This window comes from Cohnella silvisoli, assembly GCF_021190915.1.
Taxonomy (GTDB): Bacteria; Bacillota; Bacilli; order Paenibacillales; family Paenibacillaceae; genus Cohnella; species Cohnella silvisoli.
This window is the reverse complement of sequence record NZ_JAIOAP010000027.1, coordinates 1-24031: the sequence shown is the minus strand read 5'-3', so window position 1 is coordinate 24031 and position 24031 is coordinate 1. Positions and strand designations below refer to the sequence as shown.

General features: G+C 50.9%; 21 protein-coding genes and 1 rRNA gene. 1 reads left to right on the top strand and 21 read right to left on the bottom strand.

Going from position 1 to position 24031, the window contains the following annotated elements; genetic code table 11:
* Nucleotide 1 precedes the first annotated feature (1 nt).
* The 11 genes from K7P76_RS33565 to K7P76_RS31580 all read right to left on the bottom strand — a co-directional run bounded on the left by K7P76_RS33565 (nt 2) and on the right by K7P76_RS31580 (nt 13420).
* Nucleotides 2-3472, bottom strand: coding sequence for an S-layer homology domain-containing protein (locus K7P76_RS33565; RefSeq protein WP_232190095.1), 3471 nt, complete (start codon nt 3470-3472; stop codon nt 2-4).
* A 287-nt stretch (nt 3473-3759) separates the two neighbouring features.
* On the bottom strand, nt 3760-4413 hold the full coding sequence (sigH, locus tag K7P76_RS31625) for an RNA polymerase sporulation sigma factor SigH (RefSeq protein ID WP_232190094.1): 654 nt from the start codon (nt 4411-4413) through the stop codon (nt 3760-3762).
* Between the two features lie 151 nt (nt 4414-4564).
* The gene (locus K7P76_RS31620) at nt 4565-5095 is read right to left on the bottom strand and encodes an NYN domain-containing protein (protein WP_232190093.1); all 531 of its coding nucleotides are present in this window, start codon (nt 5093-5095) and stop codon (nt 4565-4567) included.
* Nucleotides 5082-5996 carry a 23S rRNA (guanosine(2251)-2'-O)-methyltransferase RlmB gene (rlmB, locus tag K7P76_RS31615; RefSeq protein WP_255678969.1) on the bottom strand — a complete coding sequence of 305 codons (915 nt, stop codon included), beginning with the start codon at nt 5994-5996 and terminating at the stop codon, nt 5082-5084. The genes K7P76_RS31620 and rlmB overlap by 14 nt, the downstream gene beginning before the upstream one ends.
* 71 nt (nt 5997-6067) lie before the next feature.
* Entirely contained in the window at nt 6068-6496 is a 429-nt protein-coding gene (locus K7P76_RS31610) for a Mini-ribonuclease 3 (protein ID WP_304518437.1), read from the bottom strand.
* Entirely contained in the window at nt 6493-7905 is a 1413-nt protein-coding gene (cysS, locus tag K7P76_RS31605) for a cysteine--tRNA ligase (RefSeq protein ID WP_232190092.1), read from the bottom strand. The genes K7P76_RS31610 and cysS overlap by 4 nt, the downstream gene beginning before the upstream one ends.
* Nucleotides 7895-8551, bottom strand: coding sequence for a serine O-acetyltransferase (gene cysE / locus K7P76_RS31600; RefSeq protein WP_232190144.1), 657 nt, complete (start codon nt 8549-8551; stop codon nt 7895-7897). The genes cysS and cysE overlap by 11 nt, the downstream gene beginning before the upstream one ends.
* Before the next feature lie 1037 nt (nt 8552-9588).
* Complete coding sequence (gene gltX / locus K7P76_RS31595) at nt 9589-11043, bottom strand: glutamate--tRNA ligase (protein WP_232190091.1); 1455 nt, start codon at nt 11041-11043, stop codon at nt 9589-9591.
* Nucleotides 11044-11057: 14 nt separating this feature from the next.
* Complete coding sequence (gene ispF / locus K7P76_RS31590) at nt 11058-11534, bottom strand: 2-C-methyl-D-erythritol 2,4-cyclodiphosphate synthase (RefSeq protein ID WP_232190090.1); 477 nt, start codon at nt 11532-11534, stop codon at nt 11058-11060.
* On the bottom strand, nt 11531-12229 hold the full coding sequence (gene ispD, locus K7P76_RS31585) for a 2-C-methyl-D-erythritol 4-phosphate cytidylyltransferase (protein WP_232190089.1): 699 nt from the start codon (nt 12227-12229) through the stop codon (nt 11531-11533). Before ispD ends, ispF begins: the two co-directional genes overlap by 4 nt.
* 102 nt (nt 12230-12331) lie before the next feature.
* Nucleotides 12332-13420 carry a PIN/TRAM domain-containing protein gene (locus K7P76_RS31580; RefSeq protein ID WP_373692549.1) on the bottom strand — a complete coding sequence of 363 codons (1089 nt, stop codon included), beginning with the start codon at nt 13418-13420 and terminating at the stop codon, nt 12332-12334.
* Nucleotides 13421-13636: 216 nt separating this feature from the next.
* Here K7P76_RS31580 and K7P76_RS31575 point away from each other — a divergent pair, with 216 nt between their 5' ends.
* Nucleotides 13637-14032, top strand: coding sequence for a nucleoside triphosphate pyrophosphohydrolase family protein (locus tag K7P76_RS31575; RefSeq protein ID WP_232190087.1), 396 nt, complete (start codon nt 13637-13639; stop codon nt 14030-14032).
* A gap of 78 nt (nt 14033-14110) precedes the next feature.
* Here K7P76_RS31575 and K7P76_RS31570 read toward each other — a convergent pair whose 3' ends face one another.
* From K7P76_RS31570 to K7P76_RS31525, 10 genes are all read right to left on the bottom strand, one after another.
* A complete protein-coding gene (locus tag K7P76_RS31570; protein ID WP_232190086.1) occupies nt 14111-14722 on the bottom strand; it encodes a Uma2 family endonuclease in 612 nt (203 codons plus the stop codon).
* 117 nt (nt 14723-14839) lie between these two features.
* A complete protein-coding gene (pssA, locus tag K7P76_RS31565) occupies nt 14840-15580 on the bottom strand; it encodes a CDP-diacylglycerol--serine O-phosphatidyltransferase (RefSeq protein WP_232190085.1) in 741 nt (246 codons plus the stop codon).
* A gap of 130 nt (nt 15581-15710) precedes the next feature.
* Entirely contained in the window at nt 15711-16880 is a 1170-nt protein-coding gene (disA, locus tag K7P76_RS31560) for a DNA integrity scanning diadenylate cyclase DisA (protein WP_255678968.1), read from the bottom strand.
* A 17-nt stretch (nt 16881-16897) separates the two neighbouring features.
* Entirely contained in the window at nt 16898-18265 is a 1368-nt protein-coding gene (radA, locus tag K7P76_RS31555; protein WP_232190084.1) for a DNA repair protein RadA, read from the bottom strand.
* A complete protein-coding gene (locus tag K7P76_RS31550; protein ID WP_232190083.1) occupies nt 18253-18534 on the bottom strand; it encodes a hypothetical protein in 282 nt (93 codons plus the stop codon). Before K7P76_RS31550 ends, radA begins: the two co-directional genes overlap by 13 nt.
* 166 nt (nt 18535-18700) lie before the next feature.
* Nucleotides 18701-21160 (bottom strand): ATP-dependent Clp protease ATP-binding subunit, encoded by a 2460-nt coding sequence (locus K7P76_RS31545; RefSeq protein ID WP_232190082.1) that lies wholly within the window; start codon nt 21158-21160, stop codon nt 18701-18703.
* Between the two features lie 37 nt (nt 21161-21197).
* Nucleotides 21198-22262 (bottom strand): protein arginine kinase, encoded by a 1065-nt coding sequence (mcsB, locus tag K7P76_RS31540; protein WP_232190081.1) that lies wholly within the window; start codon nt 22260-22262, stop codon nt 21198-21200.
* 18 nt (nt 22263-22280) lie between these two features.
* A complete protein-coding gene (mcsA, locus tag K7P76_RS31535) occupies nt 22281-22793 on the bottom strand; it encodes a protein-arginine kinase activator protein McsA (RefSeq protein ID WP_232190080.1) in 513 nt (170 codons plus the stop codon).
* Between the two features lie 34 nt (nt 22794-22827).
* A complete protein-coding gene (locus K7P76_RS31530; RefSeq protein WP_304518436.1) occupies nt 22828-23289 on the bottom strand; it encodes a CtsR family transcriptional regulator in 462 nt (153 codons plus the stop codon).
* A 637-nt stretch (nt 23290-23926) separates the two neighbouring features.
* Nucleotides 23927-24031, bottom strand: a 23S ribosomal RNA gene (locus K7P76_RS31525); the annotation flags it as partial.

Here is a 24031-nt window from a genome sequence, read left to right as displayed (position 1 = left end):
TTCATGCTCCTCCGGTGCCGCCGCTTTTAATCAAGCCGGCATGCGACAGCAACCGCTGTACGAGGACCGCCGTTTCGGCGCGGGTTACGGCGCTGAGCGGCTTCAGCTTCGTGCCTGCGCCGAGCAGCACGCGTTTCGCGATAGCCATCGCGAAAGCTTGTTTTGCCCAAGGCGCAACGTCGCCGCTGTCGGCAAACGGCTGCAGCACGGCCAGCGCCTCTTCCGCGACTGGCCCATCCCCCATTCCTGCGAGCTTCATCGCTTTGGACACAATCACGATTGCCTCCTGCCGCATTAAGCTCTGGAACGGACGGAATGTTCCGTCTCCGTATCCCTCGATGAGCCCGTATTCCTTCGCTTGGCCAACCGCTCCTGCATACCAATCGCCGGATTTAACATCGGCAAAGGCCGCAGCGGCGGTGTTCCCGTTCCCGGCCAGTCCGAGCGCACGTACGACAATCGCCGCAAATTCAGCGCGGTTGATCTGGGCGTCTGGTTGGAAGCGATTGCGGTCGTCACCCCGGACAATCAAACGCGACGCCATATCGTTCACCGCTTCTCGGGCCCAATGGCCTTGGACGTCCTCCAGCTTCTTCGGATTCCCGATTAAGGAATACGTACTGTTGGTCAAACTGTTGACTACAGCAAAGTGCTTGCCGTCGCGTACCTTCGTGTAGGTCGGGACATGACGGAGCGTTCCGTCTTCATCCAATACAACTGCCGTTGTAATGGTGCTCGGATCGACGCCATCCGGTATGGCGATTTCCCGTTCCACATACGTGGTGAATTTGTCGACCGTCACCGTTTTTCCTTTATCCGAGATCGTAACCTCAAAGTCGACCGGGGGAACAACGATAGAGAATTGACCTTTGTTCGCTTCATTCTCCAGCACAGTCGCTTTCTCCGCCGATCCTCTCGCTATAGTTATGCGTACTTCAATATCCGCTAGCGCCAAGGATTGTCCGAACTGAGCTAATAGCCGATCAATCATGATTTCCGCAGCCGGCAGCTTGTAGCTTCCGAGCGCCGTCTGGATTTCAAGCACGGCCCGCTTGTTCTCCATCGCCTTCATTGCGTCTCTTGTCAGCACCACCGATACTTGATCCGCATTTTGCGTCACAGGAATGACGATGATCGGCTGCTCCCCTTCTTGGGCAAGAAGAGCCTCCAGTTTTCCGGCATTCACTTTCGCGGTGACCACCGTTTGTCCGCCGCTTGTCGTAACATTCGCTGTGACGATTCCGTCTTGGGATCGGCCATTGACGATGACCGGGAAGCCGGTTTGCGTATCCGTGCCGGTCTGCGTGTTTCCGCTCGGCGTCGTGCCGGACGGTGACGGCGCAGGTGTCGGCTCTGGCGATGGCGTCGGTTCTGGTGCTGCCGCTGTCGTAAAGCTCCACGTTTCCTTGTCGGTTATCCCCAGCCACTCATTGTTCGCTGCGCCCTTAAACGCACCATCGTCGATTTGCACATAGTAGGCGGTGCTGTAGGCCAAATCCGCAGCAGGGTTGATCGTGACCTTCAGGCCTTCCACGATGACTTTCGTTGTGTCGGCTGCAGCAATCGTCTCCACGACACTATCATCCGACGCTTTCTTGATGACGATGCTTTTACCCGCTGCGGCTAAGATGTTCTCACGGAAAATAAGCTGGAGATTGGCTCCTGTCGCGATACCTGAAGCTTCATCAACTGGCGAATAGGAGGAAACCGTCGGCTCCGCCTTCGCGGTTATGATTTTCCCGCTCTCTTCCGCAATCACGAAGAGGCCTTTGCCATAAACAACTCCGTAAAGTGAATTCTCAGTGATATAAGAGCGGCTGCTCCACTTCGTACCGTCAACGGAGGAGACTACTGTACCCGCTTCTCCCACCGCCACAAACGTGTTGCTGCCATAACTGACTCCATTAAGCCAATTTCCGGTGCCGGAATTCCGGTTGGTCCAGGTTGCCCCGTCCGCAGAGGTCAATATCGTACCCGCTCCTCCCACCGCCACGAACGTATTGTTGGCGTAACTCACATCGGTGAGCATTTGGTCGGTGCCGCTTTCCTGTGCGGTCCATGTTTCGCCGTCAACCGAAGAAAGCACGGTGCCGAAATCTCCCACCGCCACAAAGATGCCGTTGCCGTAGCTTACCCCTGCGAGATAGTCCGTCGTTACATTTGCGACGGAGCTTTGTACGGTCCATGTTTCTCCATTAGTCGAGGTCAATACGGTGCCCTCTTCACCTACCACAACAAAGACGCTTTCGCCGTAGCTTACCCCCTGAAGGCTTTTATTGGTGCCGGTGTCTCGAACTGTCCAGTTCGTTCCGTCCGCCGAGGTCAGCAAAGCTCCATAACCGCCAGTCGCTATAAACAAGTTGTTAACATAGCTTACTTTACTGAGACCATCCACTGTTTCTAACGATGGTATTAGGTTTTTCCACGTCATACCGTCTGCGGATGTTAGGACGTCTTTCAAACCCACAGCAACGAAGGTATCGTTGCCATATCCGACTCCAGCAAGGGAATTATCAGTGCCGGAAGAGCGTATGCTCCAAGCCGCACCGTTCGTCGAGGTCAATATCACACCGCTAATTCCCACCGCCACATAAGTGCCGTTTCCATAGCTGATTCCGTAAAGTGTTTTATCAGTGCCGGTATTTTGGCCGGTCCAGAACGAGCCGTCTATCGAGGTCACTATGTCACCGGACCCGTTTACCGCTACAAAATTGTTGTTAATATAGTTCACTTCAGTGAAATAATTGCCTCCGGAGTTTCGCACAGTCCAATCCGTACCGTTACCTGAGGTCAAAATGGTGCTAAAATCCCCGACCGCCACAAAGGTGCCGTTGCTATATATGACTCCGAAGAGTTGATAAACTGTATTGGAAGTTCTTTGGGTCCAATTCACGCCGTCAGTCGAGGTAATTAAAACACCTAAAAATCCCACGGCTACAAAAGTGCCGTTTCCGTAACTTACTGAATGGAGGCTATTCGTCGTCACACTCGTGACGGAGCCTTGAACCGTCCACGTCTCGCTGTCCGGTGAGGTCAATACAGTTCCGCCGTCCCCTACCGAAATAAAGGTGTTGTTGCCATATCTCACTGCATTAAGAGAATTTCCGGTGCCGGAGGTCCGAAGGGTCCACATCACGCCATCCGGCGAGGTGAGAATCGTACCGGTTTGTCCAACCGCCACAAAGATGTTGTTGGCGTAAATTACACCGCTGATCCGTTTATCGGTTCCGGAGGTCCGGTCGGTCCATGACGCTCCGTCCGCCGAAGTCAGTATCGTACCATTGTCTCCAACGGCAACGAAGGTGTCATTGCCATAAGCAATGCTATTAAGATTGCTGCTTGTAGGATATGGACTGCGCATCTGCCACTGGTCGAGAGATCCGGCAAACGTGTAAGATGGGATAATTCCCGCCAACAAAAACAATATCGTAAAAATCGAAATACATCGTCTAATCCTCATTTTTTCGCCCACTCACCTTTTCTCCAAATTGATTGTAAATCCATCATCTTTGTAGAATTATAGCGACAACATCTGAAATAAAAATAAAGATAGATGAACAATGATGAAGGAGGACGCTTTAAAACAGAACAACCCTCGGACGATAACGTCCGAGGGTTGTTTCATCATAGTTGGCGCAGGAGACTCCGATCTCTACAGACGGAGAGGAATGCGCCTTCCCTCCTTACTTTTGCTTGAAAAGTTGCTCTCTATGTTATAAAATAGAACATATATTCGCATAATGGTTATTATAGCTAAACTCACAAATTGCCAAGATCGCGAACTTCGAGGTATCTCTCCAGCTTGCGCTTGACTCGCTGCAAGGCGTTGTCGATAGATTTCACGTGCCTATCAAGGTCAACGGCAATTTCCTGATAAGAGCGTCCGTCCAAATAGAGCATAAGCACCTTGCGCTCCAAATCACTAAGGATTTCCGACATCTTATCCTCGAGGCCGTAAAATTCCTCTTGGTTAATAATCATTTCCTCGGGATCGCATACTCTCGAACCGCAAATGACATCTAGCAACGTTCGATCTGAATCTTCATCGTATATGGGCTTGTCCAACGAGACATAAGAATTAAGGGGAATATGCTTCTGGCGGGTGGCGGTCTTAATCGCGGTGATGATCTGACGGGTAATGCACAATTCAGCAAATGCCTTAAACGAGGCCAACTTGTCGCCCTTGAAGTCGCGAATCGCCTTATATAAGCCGATCATTCCTTCTTGCACGATATCTTCTCGTTCTGCACCTATCAAAAAGTAAGAGCGTGCTTTCGCCCGCACGAAATTGCGATACTTATGAATGAGGTACTCCAACGCTTCGCTATCGCCCAATCGAACGAATTCCACGATGTCCTCGTCGGCCTTGAAGTCGTACTCACGTGTTGCCAGCCTCTCCAAGTCGACGCTCACGAACATCCCTCCGGTCTGCATGGTATACTGGAATCTCTTAGTCTACCAAACTATAACCAATATACTTGATCTAGCCCATAGCGTCAATGTATTTACCGTTATTAGCCACTCATCCCCCGTGGTAAAATTGTAAATAAAAACCACAATTCGTTCATTTCTCTCCGCGCCCTCTTCTCATTTGTTCCAATCGGCGGTGTACTTCATCCGTTAGAACTCCGTCGAGCGGGTTCTTTTTTAAAGGAACGTCCTTCCTAATCGCCTTCTGAATATCGGTGCGGCTCTGCCGCACTTCCAGCCTCAGTTCACGCGCCGTAACACGCAACGCGCCGCGTCCGAAAGCTACATGCTGCTCGACCTGGTCCGACGTTGCGACATAAATATTCCGACGCACCGAAATCCAATCTCCGACTAAGCGCTCGATGCACTCATCGGCAGTCTCCCGCTCGCGCGTGTATACGACTTGCAGGCGTTGGTGCCGATATTCCGCTCCCGCTCCCGGCACGCGAAAAGCATCGAATACGACAATAACGGTCAAGCCCGCGTAACTCTGATAATCGGAGAGCATGTCCAATAGACGATCGCGCGCATTTTCAAGTTTCTCTTGCTTAAGAAGAGCGAGCTCCGGCCAAGCCCCGATCATATTGTAGCCGTCCACTAACAAGACGTCTTCACGTTGAAACATTTACGTCTCCCGCATGATCCGCCGAAATCGGGACTGCCTTAGACGTACCGCTTTTCTTTAGAGCTTGCTGTCGTTGACGCACGACCTCGTACAAGATTACCCCTGCCGCTACGGAAGCGTTCAAGGAATTGATTTGACCGGCCATCGGCAGCGAGAGGATGAAATCGCATCTTTCGCGCACCAGCCTCGATAGCCCCTGGCCTTCGTTGCCAATGACGATCGCAAGCGGACCGGTGAGATTCGTATCGTAAAAGCCTTCCTTGGCCCCCGCGTCAGCACCGGCAATCCATAAGCCGGCCGCTTTAAGCTTCTCCATCGTCTGCACCAAGTTAGCCACGCGCGCCACGGGAACGTATTCCACGGCCCCCGCGGAAGTTTTGGCGACGATGGCGGTCAGTCCCGCGCTTCTGCGCTTTGGAACGATAACGCCGTGCACTCCGGTGCAATCAGCGGTACGAAGAACGGAGCCGAGATTGTGCGGATCCTCCAATTCGTCGAGGAGGACAATAAGCGGAGCTTCGCCTCGTTCGGCGGCGCGGGCGAGCAAATCGTCCACTTCCGCATAAGCAACAGCGGCTGCCTGGGCGACTACGCCCTGATGCTGGATGTCGGGAACAAGCCGATCCAGCTTGCTCTTGTCCACTTGTTGGACGACGATGCCGCGGGCTTTGGCTTCCTCCATGATCGGCTGAACAAGGTGGCGCTGAGCCTGATTGGACATAAATATTTTATTGATCGAACGCCCTGCCTTCATAGCTTCCAGGACGGGATGTTTACCCGCTAAGTACTCTTCCTCGCCCTTGAGCGAGCTTTCTTCTTCCCATAACTTGTTGTCTCCCGCAGCGGTTTGCCTTTGCATCACGGGACGGCTGCCCGGCGGTTTAGAAGTGCGGTTGCTCATATCCATCTTCCTTTGTCATTTAATGCGATCAGGCGATTCAAATAAGGATAACCTAACTTAGGCTTTCTGAATCACTCGGCGAAAGCGATCTCCACCAATTGCTCCAACCGCTCCTTCTGTCCGTGGTAATACAAGTAACCAACCAAACATTCCAAAGCGGTCGCATGGCGGTAGTCGGCGGGATCCGCGTTTTTCGGAGGCTGACCGGATTTGGTATTTCGTCCGCGGCGCACGATATCGGCTTCTTCATCCGTCAGCAGCGGCATCCAGCTCTGCAGCAGCTTGGCTTGCGCCGCGGCGCAAACATAACTTGTCGCCGCACGATGCAGCTCATGGGGCTTGCGGCTATTCCCGGCAACGAGCCTTTGCCTTACGTAAATTTCGAATACGGCATCCCCAATATAAGCCAGAACGACCGGTGACAATTGGTTCACAGGCACATCCAAAGGTACGACGGGAGAAATAACGGGGTCCATAAACTTGCTTACCCTTTCCGTCATTTACGCCTCCAACGAATGCCTTGCGGCGTGTCTTCCAATAGAATTCCCAGCTCGGCCAATAAATCGCGAATTTCATCCGCCCGGGCAAAGTTGCGGCCAGCGCGAGCTTCCGTCCGCTCTGCGATCAGCGCGTCTACTTCTTCATCTAACAAATCCGCTTCGACCGGTTGCGGAAGCAGTCCCATAATCGCATCCATTTCCTCGATTTGAGCAAGGATCAACAATAAATCAGATTCGCTGACCGCTTCTTTCTGCAAGTAGGTGTTCACTTCGGACACAAGGCCGAACCATGCCGTGATCGCGTCCGGAGTACTGAAGTCATCCTCCATGCGCGAATGAAATTCCGCGCGGAGTTCCTCTAGCCTTTCCTTTAGCGCTTCATCGCCGGCGAGAGCGAGCGAACCTGTTGCCACCGATGAAAGCCGATGCTTCACGTTGTCGCGGCAAATCGTCAGCCGTTCGACGCTGTTCAACGCTTGGCGAATCGTTTCGTCGCTGAAATTAAGCGGACTGCGGTAATGGGTAGCCAGCATTAAATAACGAATGGCGTGCTTGCTCGTGTTCTTGAGCAGTTGACGAACGTTAATGCCGTTGCCGAGGGACTTCGACATTTTCTCATTGTTAATGTTCACGAACCCGTTGTGCATCCAATAACGGGACAGAGGCTGACCCGTCAACGATTCGGACTGGGCAACCTCGCACTCGTGATGGGGAAATTGCAAATCGTGGCCGCCCCCATGAATGTCTAAAGTGTCTCCGGCATACTTGCGCACCATCGCGGAGCATTCGATATGCCAGCCCGGACGGCCATTCCCCCAAGGACTTGGCCAATGGATTTCTCCCGGCTTCGCGGACTTCCACAGCACGAAATCCTGCGGATTCCGTTTGCGCTCATCGACGTCTATCCGTATGCCGTATTGCAGTTCATCCAGGTTCTTGTGAGACAATTTACCGTATTCCGGAAACGAACCCGTAAGGAAATAAACGTCCCCGCCGCTTTCATAAGCAGAGCCTTGATCAACCAAACCTTGGATGAACTCCACGATTTCCGTTATGTTTTCCGTCACCCTCGGCGAAATCGAAGGAGCATGCGCACCAAGCGCCTCCCGATCTTCCTTGAATGCGGCGATGAAACGCTCGGCCAGCTCCGGCACCGTAATGTCCAGCTCCGCGGCTTTGCGGATCATTTTGTCATCTACATCCGTATAGTTGACGATGTAGTTGACCTGCAGCCCGACGGCTTCCAAATACCGACGGACTACGTCGAAGAAGATGACCGGACGAGCATTGCCGATATGGATGTAGTCATATACGGTAGGTCCGCACACGTACATATTCACTTTTCCCGGTTCACGCGGCACGAACAGCTTCGGCTCCCTGGCCATACTATCGTAAATCTTAAGTTTCACGCGTCGTTAGCTCCTTTTTGAGATTTTCGATTTCCGCTTTTAATTCATTGATTTCCTTCTGCATGAAACGAAAGGTTTCGATGAGCGGATCCGGCAAATTCGTGTGATCAAGGCGGTCGCCGATTTTCTTGCCATTGCGCTTCACGACACGGCCGGGAATGCCGACTACGGTGCTATAAGGAGGAATCTCGCGAAGCACGACGGAATTCGCCCCGATATTAGAGTTATCCCCAACCGTGAACGATCCAAGCACTTTAGCGCCGGAAGCGATAACGACCCGATTGCCGATCGTGGGATGGCGTTTGCCCTTTTCCTTGCCGGTTCCGCCAAGCGTTACCCCTTGATAGATAACGACTTCGTCGCCGATTTCGCACGTCTCGCCTATGACGACTCCCATGCCATGGTCTATAAAAAGCTTACTCCCAATCCGGGCACCGGGGTGAATTTCTATTCCCGTGAAAAACCGGCTAATTTGGGAAATAAGGCGAGCGATGGAAAACAATCGATGGCGGTAAAAGAAATGAGCGATGCGATGAGACCAGATGGCATGTAAGCCGGCATACGTAAAAACAACCTCAAACCAACTTCGGGCTGCAGGGTCGTTCTCGAACACCGCATCGATATCGGATTTGACCGTTCGCCACATTCCCATTTCCCGTTCCCCCCTTGCGTCTGTCTATATGAATGACTGAAACTTATAAATTAAAATGACAAGTAAATCGTCTTCGCCGTCTTTGCTGCTCATAGTCGCTTTTTCCGACTATAGTGGGGTACTTCGACCATCTTCCTTGCTCATGGTCGCTTTTTCCGATCATAGTGAGGTGTTCGACCATCTTCCTTGCTCATAGTCGCTTTTCCCGACTATAGTGAGGTGCTTCGGCCATCTTCCTTGCTCATAGTCGCTTTTTCCGACTATAGTTTATTAGATACTTCGGCGATCTTCGTTGCTGAAAAGGAACTCTTATTCCCAAAATGTTATAAATAAAAATAGGCTGTGTTCCGTGCAATTATTGCTTAGGTGGGTATGGCAGAGGAATTAATCGATTATTTCGAGCAACTCCCTGCAATTTGGTCTTTCCCAGAGAAATTAATCGATTATTTCGAGTAACTTCCTGCAGTTGGGCCTTTTCCAGAGGAATTAATCGATTATTTCGAGTAACTCCCTGCAATTGGGCCATTTCCAGAGGAATTAGTCGATTATTTCGAGCAACTCCCTGCAATTCAAACGCTTACCTTCTAAGCAACAATTATCTGGAAAAAATAAAAAAGCCCCTGCAGCTTTCGCTGCAGAGACGTCATGACGTGGTCCCACTCTGCTTGAGCTCGCATCCCGTAAGACGCAAACTCCTCATTAGGACTGTTAACGGGGTCCTCCCGGCACTGCCTACCTGATCCAACCTGCCTCATTCGCAATACGAATATCAAGGCACCTTTGGTTGTCCAATCGGCGGCGCAGCTCCCAGGCGCAATTCGGTTTCGCTGGAATGTGGCGGCTCACAGCCTAGACCGCCTTCTCTGAACATTCTTTAAGCGAAACGTACTTTCCTGTTCGTCGCACATTTTCGATATAGCACAAGTATATCCCAACCCTAAGCGGGTGACAAGAGACACAGGATAGTTGGGCGAAATAGCGGCGCGTGGCGACGATGGCTCGCCGAGCCCGGTTTGTAACAAGTTACTGCATTACTGCTTAAGCCGCTTCAATACCCGCTCGCGGCCGAGGAGCCAAATCGTACCGTTCAGATCCGGTCCGTGAGTTTGTCCGGTAAGCGCAACGCGTATCGGCATGAACAAGCCTTTGCCTTTAATGCCAGTCGCGACTTGCACCGCTTTAATCCAGCCTTTAATATTGTCGATCGTGAATTCTTGCTCTGGAGCAGCTTCAATCTGGCTGCGGAAAGCGCTAAGGACGGTTGGCACCGTCTCTTCCGCCATTACGATCGAGACCTCGTCGTTCAGTACCGGCACCTCTTGGAAGAAAAGATCCGATAACGTCACGATCTCCGCGCCAAACCGGAGATGATCGCGGAATAAGGTCACCAATGCGGTCGCCCATTCAATCTCATTCTCGTTCGGCTGCTCAGGCAGTCGACCCGCCGACTTCAGATGAGGAATACATAACGCGATTACCCGCTCAAGCGGCGCCTGCTTCATGTAATGCTGATTGAGCCAGCTTAACTTGGCCGTATCGAATACGGCAGGGCTTTTCGATAGGCGGTGAGCGTTGAAAATCTCGATAAGCTGCTCGCGAGTGAAAATCTCCTCTTCCCCTTCAGGCGACCAGCCGAGCAAGGTGATGAAGTTAAATAACGCTTCGGGCAAGTAGCCGAGATCATCATATTGCGCAATGAATTGAACGATGGACTCGTCGCGCTTGGAAAGCTTCTTGCGTTGGTCGTTTACGATCAGCGTCATATGTCCGAACTCAGGCGGCGCCCAGCCGAAAGCTTCATAAATCATAAGTTGGCGGGGGGTGTTCGTGATATGGTCTTCTCCGCGCAGCACATGGGTAATCACCATCAGGTGATCGTCAACGGCGACCGCGTAGTTATACGTCGGAATGCCGTCTTTCTTGACGATAACGAAATCGCCGAAATCGTCGGAGCTAAAGGAAATATCACCCTTGACGGTATCATGGAACGTATAAACCCGGTCTTGAGGGACGGTAAAACGAACGCTTGGAATACGGCCTTCGGCTTCAAGCTTAGCTTGTTCCTCTGCGTTAAGGTTACGGCACTTGCCTGAGTACTTCGGCGTTTCCCCGCGTTCGGACTGCTCTTCGCGCTCCCGCTCCAGCTCCTCCTCGTTGCAGTAACAACGGTAAGCCAGCTTGTTATCGAGCAATTGCCGCGTGTGGGTACGATAAATATCAAGGCGCTCAGTCTGACGGTAAGGACCGTATTCGCCTTGGCGGTCAACGCTTTCGTCCCAATCGACGCCTAACCATTTGAGGTAGGTGAGTTGGCTTTCTTCGCCGCCGGCTACGTTGCGCTTGACGTCCGTATCTTCGATGCGAATGATAAAGTCACCGCCGTGGTGGCGAGCGAATAAGTAGTTGAAAATGGCTGTGCGCGCGTTACCGATATGGAGATGGCCGGTTGGGCTTGGCGCGTAACGTACTCGGACTTTCGTAGACATTATTGTTCCTCCTCCTAAATTTTAACCAACAGCACGACCGCCTGGGAGGCAATGCCTTCGCCGCGGCCCGGGAATCCTAAGCGTTCGGTCGTTGTCGCTTTCACGTTGACTTGGGATTCCTCGCATTCAAGCGCACGGGCGATGACGGCGACCATCGCCGGGATGTAAGGTGCCATTTTAGGCGCTTGGGCGATAATGGTCGCATCCGCATTGCCTAGCTTGTAGCCGCGTTCCTTGGCTAAGCCCCAAACGTGCTCCAGCAATTTCACGCTGTCGGCATCCTTAAATCTTGGATCCGTATCGGGAAAGTGTTTGCCGATATCTCCTAAGGCGAGAGCGCCGAGAATTGCGTCGCTGATCGTATGCAAAAGCACGTCCGCATCGGAGTGGCCCAGCAAGCCTTTCTCGTAAGGGATGTTGACCCCGCCTATTATGCATGGGCGACCCTCTACCAGCTGATGTACGTCGAATCCTTGTCCAACCCGGATCATTTCGGCTGTTCCTCCCCTAGTCGCCGTGCCAATAGCAGTTCAGCGATCGGCAAATCTTCCGGCGTCGTTATTTTCAGATTAGCGTAGTCTCCTTCGACAATGGCGACTTTACGTCCCAGTCGCTCCAGAAGCATGGCATCGTCCGTTGCGGACGCGCCCTCTTCCTGCGCTTGCCGATGCGCCTGCATAAGCTCTAGACGCAAAAAAGCCTGCGGAGTTTGCACGCTCCACAGCGTCCTGCGTTCCGGAGTCGCAACGATGAACCCGTTGCCGTCCGAAACTTTGATCGTATCTTTAACGGGAACGGCCAGCGCGGAAGCGCCATGCTCTTCGGCAGCCCGGCAACAAGCCGTTATCTGCTTAGAGGTTACTAACGGCCGCGCCGCATCGTGGACAAGCGCGCCTTCGGTGTCTAAAGCAGCCAATCCTGCATAGACGCTATCCTGACGTTCGGCACCGCCTGGAATAATTAAGGATACTTTGCCGAATCCTTCATGACCGATTATCTCAGCTGCTTTCTTCTGTTCGCCGGGCGTTACCACCAGGATGATCGAAGTAACGGCAGCGCATCTCTCGAAAGCCTCAAGCGTATGCGCGAGCACCGTTCGCCCAGCAAGCATTAAGTAAGGCTTGTTCTCCCCGGCTCCCATCCGGGTGCCCCGCCCGGCCGCGACCACGACAGCTCCCCAATTCATGACATGATCCCCTCTGGCATACAGCATCTGCTTTCGTATAAAAACAAAAGAAAGACGGGACACTAGAGCGCGTCCCGCCCGTATTTCTATTATCATACCTTGTCAGAGCGCTTTTTCCAATAGCTTCGGTTTAGCGAAGATCATTCGGCCTGCGGATGTCTGCAATACGCTAGTAACAAGAACCTCCATCGTCGTCCCGATGAAGTCCCTGCCGCCTTCCACCACGATCATCGTGCCGTCATCCAAATAGGCGACGCCTTGTCCATGCTCCTTGCCGTCCTTGATGACCTGTACGACGATTTCTTCGCCCGGAAGCACCACAGGTTTGACCGCGTTGGCCAAATCGTTAATATTAAGCACGGAAACCCCCTGCAGCTCGCACACTTTGTTTAAGTTAAAATCGTTCGTGACCACTTTGCCCTGCATAGCCTTAGCGAGCTTGACGAGCTTGCTGTCCACTTCTCCAGGCTCCTCGTTCGCATCCTCGTAAATAAGTACCCTAACGTCCAGTTCCTTCTGGATTTTATTAAGGATATCCAGTCCCCTCCGCCCCCTGTTGCGCTTAAGCAAATCCGATGAATCGGCGATGTGCTGAAGCTCTTCCAATACGAATTCGGGTATGACCAGCGTTCCTTCGATAAAACCCGTCTTGCAAATGTCCGCGATCCGGCCGTCAATAATAACGCTTGTGTCCAAAATTTTGTGTTCCTCGTACCGAGGCCCATCGCTTTTCGGAATTTCAACCGTTCTGCGCGTCCTCAGCCAATCTCCTATCTCGTCCTTCTTGCGCATGCCGATCCTAAGTCCCGCATAACCGAGCGTTAGCGCCGTAACGGCTGCCAATACTTGTCCTACATACGGAATGTCCGTCACAAAAGGATACAGGAAAGAAGAAAGTGCAAGACCAAAGGTCAGACCGACTAAGCCGGACAATAAATCCGACATAGGAAATCCGGACAGCCTATCGATTCCGAACTGCACGGAACGAGAAAGCGGGGTTGCGATTGCAGTCGCCAGTAAAAACCCGGCGCAAGCCCCCACTACCGCGGTAAATGACCCTCCCGTACCGGTTGATGTCCCTAACAACGAGCCCATCCACGAGGCATTGGACGACATCTGCCATGTAGACATTTCTTGACCTAACAACGCTCCTAGAAGAAGGCCGACGGTCTGAATTACTCTTTTCATCATCATAAATAATCACTCCCTTGCTTTTACAAAGTCAGAAATATCGTTACTAGTATGTTCCAATTTTCGAAATGCTAATCTTCCGTCCGCAAGCTTATTAAAGTTTATTCAAAAAAAGCAACTTCTTTTGAAATCTGGAAAGTCTTGCTCTATAATAAAAAGGAATAGTAAGGAGAACGGCTTTGCCGTCCTAAATTGAAGGTAACCGAGGTGGAACGGATGAGCGCACCTACGCTCCAGGAATTCCAGAGTCAGGTGTCGGAATTGTTGCTCCGTCATCGCAGTCTGCTCGATGTTGTCACGAAGTTCAGTCAAGCTGGCGCATCCGTAAATCGGGCCGTATCCAAATCGATCACCGAGTGCGGCTGTATCGAGTTAACCGCCAGACACCAAGGGTTTTCTGAGGAGATGCCGCTGGATCAAGCGAATCGACAATCGAAATCCCACATGGAAGGCAGCTTGTGCGAGCCCTGCCGCGAAATCATCGCTAGCGAGATGGGCAAAAATCTGTTTTACATGTCAGCCATGTGCAACCTGCTGGATATCAGCCTTGAGAACGTCGTCTCGAAAGAAGCTGACAAATGCTCCACGTTGGGCTGGTTTAACTTAACTTAATAGGCTTACAAGGCATCATTCACGAAAAAAAGCAGTCCCCCATCTACTGGGAGACTGCTTTTTTGTTTATCGTCTAGATCATGCCCAGTCCAAAGTATCCTTAACTACCGCTATAATATCGTTCATAGTAAAAGACAGACAAGTAAGTCTAGGAGAAATAACCGGTTCGTCCGCATTAAAGAGATCAGCCAGCTCGTATACCCCGTTCTCCCGCAGCAGATATAATTCCAACGAATAGGAATCCGGGTCGACGATCCAATATTCGGGAACCTCGTACTTGGCATAGGATTTAATCTTATCCAGCTTGTCCCGCCTGCGGGTGGACGGGGACAGAATCTCCACGACAACGTCCGGAGAACCCTCGATTCCTCTTCTTGTTATTATCGATTTTCGGCTTCTATGCACGATAATGAGATCCGGTTGGCGAACTTCAATCTGCGACAAAATAACGTCGAACGGTGCCGTGAGAATAATATAGTCTTGTGAGCATGTTTGTGTAATCGTATCACTCAATGTTTTGCTAATGACCTGGTGGAGACCGCCCGGTCCCGACATCAGCTCCAATCGGCCGTCTGCAATCTCATAGCGATTCCCATCGTCAGGCATGTTTGCGTAGTCGTCATACGTAACATACGATTCTCGAATAATTTCCGGCTGCTTCTTCTTGTCGTTAGGCTTTTCCTCGGACATGCGAATCCCTCCGTTCATTTTATATGACAAAATTCTACCATTTATATGCAAAAAAAGCACCGAAAGCTCTCTGGTAATTAGAGAGACAGCCGATGCTTTCGGATATCCATTCGAATCTTAAGCGCTATGTTTGGTTTGCTCTTTCTCTTCTGCAGCCTGCCTTCGCTTAGCGCGTCCGCTTTTTGGCAACAGTCGTTTAACGTTTTTTTTTAGGCCCCATAACGCATAGATAAGAAGTAACGCCAGTATGACCTTAGGAATGGCTTCTTGGAACATATAAGCGAGAATGGCGGCTGCCACGACGACAACCGGAATGGCCCATATCGCCGCCCTCGGCAATCCAAGCTTCTTGAAATTCGGATACTTCATGTTGCTAATCATTAGAAATGACAATGCCACTGTGCTTATAAGCAATAACGAATAATGCAATTCGTGATGGAATAATGCCAATGTGGCCAATACCCCGCCCGCTGCCGGAATCGGCAAACCTATAAAATAACCGGGAATGCCGTCAATAACGTTAAACCGGGCAAGCCTTAGCGCCCCGCAGATCGGGAAAATCGCCGTTACGATCCAAGCCATTGCCGGGTTGATCGTTTGGAAAGCGGCTTGATACATAATAAAAGCCGGTGCAACCCCAAAGGAGATGACGTCGGATAGGGAATCTAATTCTTTACCGAATTCGCTTTGCACGTTCAAGGCTCGCGCTACTCGTCCGTCTAAACCATCGAGAAGCATCGCGATAATAACCAAGAGCGCCGCGCTGTTCGCTTGATCATTGAACGCCAAAATGATGGAGATCACGCCCAAGGAAAGGTTGCCAATGGTAAAAAGATTCGGTATGGATTTTGCAATCATGTTTGCCACCTCGACTTTACTATACCCTGTTAATCCGAATGTTAAGCGTCGCCTGCGCGCGCGTTCATTCTAGATCCGATCTGAATTCTAAGCGATTACGATTTGAAGAACATTTCCAATTGTAGTCCCCTTATATCTGTCTGTCAATAAACACCTGCTCCTGAATGCGCTTCAAACCTTCTTTGATCGCTCGCGCCCGGACCTCTCCGATTCCGTCCACCTCGTCTAATTCTTCGATGGAAGCCATTACAATATGTGGCAAAGCGCTAAACCGGTCGACCAGGTTATGAATAATGACGCTTGGCAGACGAGGAATTTTACTTAACATCCGATAACCTCGCGGCAGCAAGCCTTCTTCGACTACGGTGCTTAAGGATGGGTACCCGAGCAGGCGAATCAACGAAGCGGAATCCAGCAACTCCTCGGAGGACAACTTGCGAATAGCGGATTGAATTTCGCGAACTTTATTTTCCCCTTCTTCTTTGGCATAATCCCTGAGCAGCAGCCATGCCTCTTCCTCTGCCGTGCCGACTAATTCTTCCTTCTGCATGCTGATGAGTCTTCCTTCGTTACCCAGTTCAAGCACGTATCGATTGATTTCGTTCTTAATACGCAGCACCATTTCCGCGCGTTGAATAACGTAAGCTACCTCGTGCATCGTAACCAACTCTTCGTATTCCAATGCCGACAAATTAGTAAGCGCCTGAGTAAACACCGCCCGGTATTTTTCCAACGTCTGAATGGCCTGATTCGCCTTCGTGAGGATAACTCCCATTTCTTTAAGCGCGTATCGCAGTTGCCCTTGATACAACGTTATGACATTGCGACGCTGAGAAATGGACACGACAAGCTTTCCCGTCTGTTTGGCTACCCGTTCAGCCGTTCTATGACGAATTCCGGTTTCCGACGAAGATATCGAGGAATCGGGAATAAGCTGCGTATTCGCATATAATATGCGCTTTACATCCTCGTTCAGAATGATCGCGCCATCCATTTTGGCTAATTCGTACAAATAATTCGGGCTGAAATCGCAATTGATGGAAAATCCGCCGTCAACGACTTCCATCACTTCGGGACTGTATCCGACGACGATAAGCGCCCCGGTTTTGGCACGCAGCACATTTTCCAGCCCATCCCGGAACGGGGTACCGGGGGCCACCATTTGAAGCAGCAAATTCATCGTTTTTTCCTGCTGCGTGTATTCCTTTTCCTTATGCTCTTTTTCCTTATGCTCTTTTTCCTTAGATTCTTTTTCTTTATGTTCTTTTTCCTTATGATCTTTTTCTTTATGTTCTTTCATTATGTTATCGATACCCCCTATTCCAATGCGGCTTTTAGAGCTTCTGCGACCGACTTCACGCCAATGAGCTGGATATCTTTCGGAGGCTGCCAGCCTTTCATGCTTTGCTCAGGCATAATCACGCGTTTGAAGCCGAGCTTGTGCGCTTCCTTCACCCGTTGCTCGGCCCGGGAAACAGCGCGGACTTCACCCGTTAACCCGACTTCTCCGAAGATGACATCGAAGGGCCGCGTCGATAAATCCTTAAAGCTGGAAGCAAGGCTAACGGCTGCAGCCAAATCCGCTGCCGGTTCGTCAAGCTTGACGCCGCCCGCCACGTTAAGATATGCATCTTGATTTTGCAGGAACATTCCCATTCGTTTCTCAAGCACCGCGATAACGAGCGACATTCGATGATGGTCGAAACCCGATGCCATCCTGCGCGGCGCCGGGAAATGCGTCGGAGAAACGAGCGCTTGCAACTCCACGAGCACCGGCCTCGTCCCTTCCATGCTCGCGACAACGGTAGAGCCGGAAACACCTAGAGGCCTTTCCGATAAGAACAGTTCTGAAGGGTTAGTCACTTCCCGCAGCCCATCCTCCGTCATATCGAAAATCCCGATTTCATTCGTAGACCCAAAGCGATTTTTCACTGCCCGTAATATTCGGTAAGTATGATGGCGTTCCCCTTCGAAATACAGTACGCAATCGACCATATGCTCAAGCAACCTAGGTCCGGCAATAGCCCCTTCTTTGGTAACGTGCCCGACAAGTACGGTCGCCACTCCGTTAATTTTGGATATTCTCATAAAATGGGCAGTGCACTCCCTGACTTGGGCCACGCTTCCCGGAGCCGATGCCACCTCGGGACGATAGACGGTTTGAATCGAGTCGATGACAAGAAAATCAGGTTGCACTTCGGTTATCGCTTCTTCAATGACTTCCAGGTTGGTTTCGCACAGAACGTACAATTTATCGTTCAGTGCGCCAAGCCGGTCCGCTCGAAGCTTCGTTTGGCGGACGGATTCTTCCCCGGAAACATATAGAACTTTTAATCCTTGCGTAGACAAGGAATACGATGCTTGAAGCAGCAAGGTCGATTTTCCGATTCCCGGATCGCCGCCGACCAGCAGCAATGATCCCGGGACAAGTCCCCCTCCTAATACGCGATTCAGCTCCGAAAGGCCGGTCGAAATTCTCGGTTCGCGCCCGCTTTCTATATCTATGATGGCGCGCGCTTTTTCTTTCGTCCGGGTTAATTCGCTAAGGCCAACGGGCGCTTTAATTTCCGTCTCGATTTCTTCGACCATTGTGTTCCATTCCTGACAGCCTGGACATTTCCCCATCCATTTCGGAGATTCCGTGCCGCATTCCGTACAAACGAATTTACTTTTTACCTTGGCCATGCCAGATAACGGCTCCTTCTAAAATCAAAATGATCCTTGCTTAGAATTTTACCATGATCTCGGGTTTGAGAGAAATCGATATCTGAATTCGTCCATTCGATATCGTTAGGAATGGTTAGTTCAGCCACCTCCAAATTAGCCAAATGATGATAACAAACAAGATTAATCCGCCTGACATCCACAGCAAAACAAGCAGTAATTTGAAAAATATAATGAGCAAAATAACAATTCCGATACCTATCACCAAATTGGTTAAAAGCTCCTTCCACCCGTGCCTGCCTCTTCTTCCAAACATCCCTATCCCACCCCAAGTTGCTGGATAAACAAGAAAAGACTCTCCGCATCTGACGCCGAAATGGCGGCACGGAGAGTCTTTCTTGCCGTAAGACGCTGCTATAAAGTATGGCTAGCAGTGTCTGGAGGTGACGCAAGGGATTATGCTTTCGTAGTGACTTCGACTTCTTCGAGTTCATCCTTCTGTGTTACCACAAGGCCGCCTTCATTCTCATCGATGAGGAGCTTGTGGCCTTTGGAAATTTTGCCCATCAGCAGATCTTCGGACAAACGGTCCTCGATATGCTTCTGAATAGCTCTGCGAAGCGGACGCGCACCGTATTGCGGGTCATAGCCTTCTTTGGCAAGGAATGCCTTCGCCGAATCCGTCAGTTCGAAGGTTACGTTATGCTCGATTAGACGTTTCCGCAAATCATCGGCCATAAGCGTTACGATTTGCGCAATGTGCTCCTCATTAAGCGGATGGAACACGATCGACTCATCGATCCGATTCAAGAATTCCGGACGGAATGATTTCTTGAGCTCGGCAAGCACTTTTTCCTTCATGTTCTGATAATCGCGACCCGCGTCTTGAGCTGCCGTGAAGCCGAGCGTCGAATTTTTCTTAATTTGCTCCGCTCCGACGTTCGAAGTCATGATGATCAGCGTATTGCGGAAATCGACGGAACGGCCTTTGGAATCGGTTAGACGGCCGTCTTCAAGCACTTGCAGCAAGACGTTAAATACTTCGGGATGGGCTTTCTCGATTTCATCGAGCAGCACGACCGAGTACGGCTTGCGGCGGACCTTCTCAGTCAGCTGGCCGCCCTCTTCGTAGCCGACGTATCCCGGAGGCGCACCGACAAGTCGAGAAGTCGAATGTTTCTCCATATACTCCGACATATCGATCCGGATTACCGCATTCTCGTCGCCGAACATCGCTTCGGCAATCGCGCGGGCGAGCTCTGTCTTACCGACGCCTGTAGGTCCAAGGAAGATAAAGGAACCCATCGGGCGCTTAGGATCCTTCAATCCTGCGCGAGCGCGGCGAATGGCTCTGGAAACGGACCTGACAGCCTCTTCCTGGCCGATAACGCGATTGTGGAGGATACTCTCCATCTTGAGCAAACGCTCCGTCTCTTCCTCTGCCAGCTTGCTGACCGGAATGCCGGTCCAGCTAGCGACAACCTGGGCGATATCTTCCGGCGTAACCTCGGAGTCGGTGCGGCCTTGCTTTTCTTTCCACAGGTTTTTAGTGTGGTCAAGCTCTTCGCGGATTTTCTGTTCCGTATCGCGAAGCGCTGCCGCTTTCTCGAATTCTTGGCTTTGAACGGCTGCGTCCTTCTCTTTGCGAATGTCTTCCAGACGCGTTTCCAACTGCTTCAAATTCGGCGGAACCGTGTAGGAGTTTAACCGGACTTTGGAGCCGGCTTCATCGATAAGATCGATCGCTTTGTCCGGCAGGAAACGGTCCGGAATATAACGGTCGGATAACTTCACGGCCGCTTCGATCGCTTCATCGGTTATTTTCACCCGGTGATGCGCTTCGTAACGATCACGCAAGCCATGCAAGATTTGAATGGCTTCTTCAGGCGTTGGCTGATCAACCGTAATCGGCTGAAACCGGCGCTCCAAGGCAGCGTCCTTCTCGATATATTTGCGATATTCGTCAAGCGTCGTAGCCCCGATGCATTGGAGCTCGCCGCGAGCCAGCGCCGGCTTCAGAATGTTGGAAGCGTCGATCGCACCTTCCGCACCGCCTGCACCAATTAGCGTATGAAGCTCATCGATGAACAGGATAACATTGCCCGCTTGGCGAATTTCGTCCATGATTTTTTTCAGGCGATCCTCGAATTCACCGCGGTATTTCGTGCCGGCGACCACGGACCCCATATCCAAGGTCATTACGCGTTTGTCGCGAAGAGTTTCGGGAATCTCGTTGTTGACGATCTTCTGGGCAAGTCCTTCGGCAATCGCCGTTTTCCCAACTCCGGGTTCCCCGATCAGCACGGGATTGTTCTTCGTCCGACGGGAAAGCACTTGAATGACTCGTTCGATTTCCTTCGAGCGGCCGATGACGGGATCGATATTGCCATCCCGCGCGCTAGCCGTTAAATCACGAGCCAGGCCGTCCAGTGTCGGCGTGCTTACGTTAGCGGAAGGACCGTGGTTCGTCGATACGCTCTCGTTGCTGCCGAGCAGCTGAAGCACTTGCTGGCGCGCTTTATTCAGGCTAATTCCAAGATTGTTGAGAACACGGGCGGCTACTCCTTCGCCTTCGCGAATAAGACCAAGCAGAATGTGCTCCGTGCCTACATAGGTATGGCCAAGCTTACGCGCTTCATCCATCGATAGTTCAATAACTTTTTTTGCGCGCGGAGTATACGCAATATTCGTAGGCTGTTCTTGCCCGCGGCCGATTAGCGATTCCACTTCGTCTTGGATTTTCTCCAAACCAAGCCCCAGGGCAATAAGGGCTTTGGCGGCGATGCTCTCGCCTTCCCGAATCAATCCGAGCAAAATATGCTCCGTACCGATATTGTTGTGTCCCAAACGTACAGCTTCTTCCTGAGCCAAAGCCAATACTTTCTGCGCACGTTCCGTAAATCTTCCAAACATCATGAGACGCACCTCCCGTATAAGGTTAAGAATAAAACATTTAAGAAGTAGTTGCCAGTCGGGAGCGAATTAATTCCGCTCTTGTCATATCCCGCTGCTCCGGGCTTAACGCTTCCCCGAAAGTTTGTTGCAGAAACCCGGGTTGCGTAGATACGAGCAATTCATTCAAGATTTGATCGTTCAACTCTGGCAGCAGCCCTAAATGGGCACCTAACCGTATATCCGATAATCGCTGGGATGCTTCCTTCGTGTCCATGATGATCGCTTGCGTGAGAATACCGTAGGATCTGCGAATCCGATCTTCGACGCGAGGCCTTGATTCGGTTATCAGCTTACTCCGGGCAGACTTCTCATGTTCGATCATTTGGCGCGCGACTTGAAATAAATTTTCGATAATCTCTTGTTCGGATTGTCCCAGCGTAATTTGATTGGACACTTGAAACAGGTTTCCCGTCGCTTCGCTTCCTTCCCCGTATAAACCCCGCACTGCCAACCCAACTTGGGTTACGGCGGACAAAATCCGGTTAATTTGACCGGTCATCACAAGCGCCGGCAAATGCATCATGACGGAAGCCCGGATTCCCGTTCCAACGTTCGTTGGACAGCTCGTTAGAAAACCATGTTTCTCATCAAAAGCGTAATCGACCTGTTCTTCGAAAATATCGTCGATTTTGCTTGCTAAATCCCATGCTTCGCGAACCTGGAAACCTGAGCATAAACATTGAATACGCAGATGATCTTCTTCGTTAATCATGATGCTGATATCTTCGTTCGGGCTAAGAATGAGCGCACCGTTGCGCGATTCGTTCGCAAGGCTAGGGCTAATGAGGTGCTTCTCCACCAGCACGAGCTTCTCAAGCTCGGTCAAATCCGACAAGCGGATCAACTCAATCTTGCCTAAACCGTTTAACCTGCCGCTCTCGGCTACCCCGAGCAATTGTTCCATGATCGTCAGGGATTGTGTCGGGTCGGCCATCATCGGGAAAGGCAGGTTGCGAACATTGCGGGCAATGCGCACGCGGCTGCTGAGCACAACGTCAGAGTCCGCACCTTCGCCGTTCATCCATTGACTTAGCGCTTGTTTGACAAATTTCCGTTTGACCATTGCCTCTCTCCCTACCCTTCAACCGCTCATTTCTTTCTCAAGCTCGCGAATACGGTCACGCAACTCGGCAGCCGTCTCGAAATCCTCGCGTTCGATTCGGCCTTGCATTTCCTTCTTGAGCCGGTCGATTTCCCGTTTCGTCTTGAGCCTTCCGCCCGCTCGCTTCGGTACTTTGCCAACATGGACCGTATTACCATGTACCCGTTTTAGAAGCGGATCAAGCCGCTCCGCGAATTGCTTATAACAATGGCTGCAGCCGAAACGACCGATTTTGCTGAATTGAGTATAGGTCATTCCGCAGGTATCGCATTTGACGGCGGGCGGCTTTGCCATCGAATTTGCATTGGGAGGATCGAAATCAAGAAGCCCCGACAGCAGATTGTGTATGGAAAATCCGCTTGGGGTTCCAGGAATGAGCTCTCCCTTCTCTCGAGCGCATGTTTCGCAAATGTGCAGCTCGGCCTTCTCATTATTGACGATCTTCGTAAAATGCAACGTAGCCGGCCGCTTGCCGCACTCTTGACATTGCATCGGACAAGTCCCCCTTCCTTAGAGTATCCACCACTTATTTAACCAATAAGGCGATTAGCGTCGCTTTAAGCAGCTTTGCGCGTATTTGATCTCTTAGCGGGAGCGGAAGAGTCAATGACTCACGGGAGATGGCTGTCCTCAACAGATGAGCTTCCCGTTTCGTTATGAAACGCGCTTCCTCTAATTGATAAATGATTCCTTCAGCGGTCGTCTGATCGATCTCATATCCGACCGTTTGCTGAATGTACTGCTGAATCGTTGCCAGAGAAGGAAGATCGACACGCTGGATTCGAATGTATCCGCCTCCGCCGCGTTTGCTTTCGACATAATACCCTTTTTCCAATGTAAACCGCGTACTGATGACATAATTGATTTGCGATGGGACACAGGAAAATTTGTCGGCCAAGTCGCTTCTCTGAATTTCAACGGAGCCTTCCGAGCTGCTTTGCAAAATTTGCTTCAAATAATGTTCGATAAGATCCGTAATGTTAGGCAACGTCCAACCTCCTTTCATCGATGCATTCCAAGGGGTGGATCTGACTTTGACTTTCTTTGACTATAATCTTATTATACGCAGCTTTTAAAAAAATGCAAAGTGTCTTTGACAACTCCTCAGTTAACTACAACATAAAGTATATACAAACAACCTCCTGATTACTTACTACAGTCTGTTTACTTTAATCAATTCCACGAAGGCAGCAAAAGCTTTTGGTATCCAATATACCTTTTCTAACTATACCTTAGATGTTACACCAAATTGTACATAGTATGCCTGGCTCAGCTCCACACGTTTCACTTAACCTGCGTATAGTACAGTTGTTTTGGCCAGTTTCGTTACTTTTGAGGACCCAAAGTGTAAAATGTACAGTTTGTTTGTCACTTTGGGCCCCGGTTAGCGGTTTTTTCGATAAAACGCCTGTATATTTTGCAGGTTGATTGGAGACTTCTCTCCGAAAGAATCCAAGAACGCAAAAAAACGAAGCTACTCTCATCAGAGAATACTTCGTTTAGACGCGCAAAAGGGCTTGCGCCTTGAAAACTGGATGCGAAACAAAGCGTTTGTCGACACCGCACTTACGTGTGGGTCTGCTTCGGAAGAAGGTGAGTATCAATTGTCATACGTGTCTATTCGTTAGGATAAGCCCTCGACCGATTAGTACTCGTCAGCTGCACACGTTACCGCGCTTCCACCCCGAGCCTATCAACCTGGTGTTCTTCCAGGGGTCTTACGAATTGGG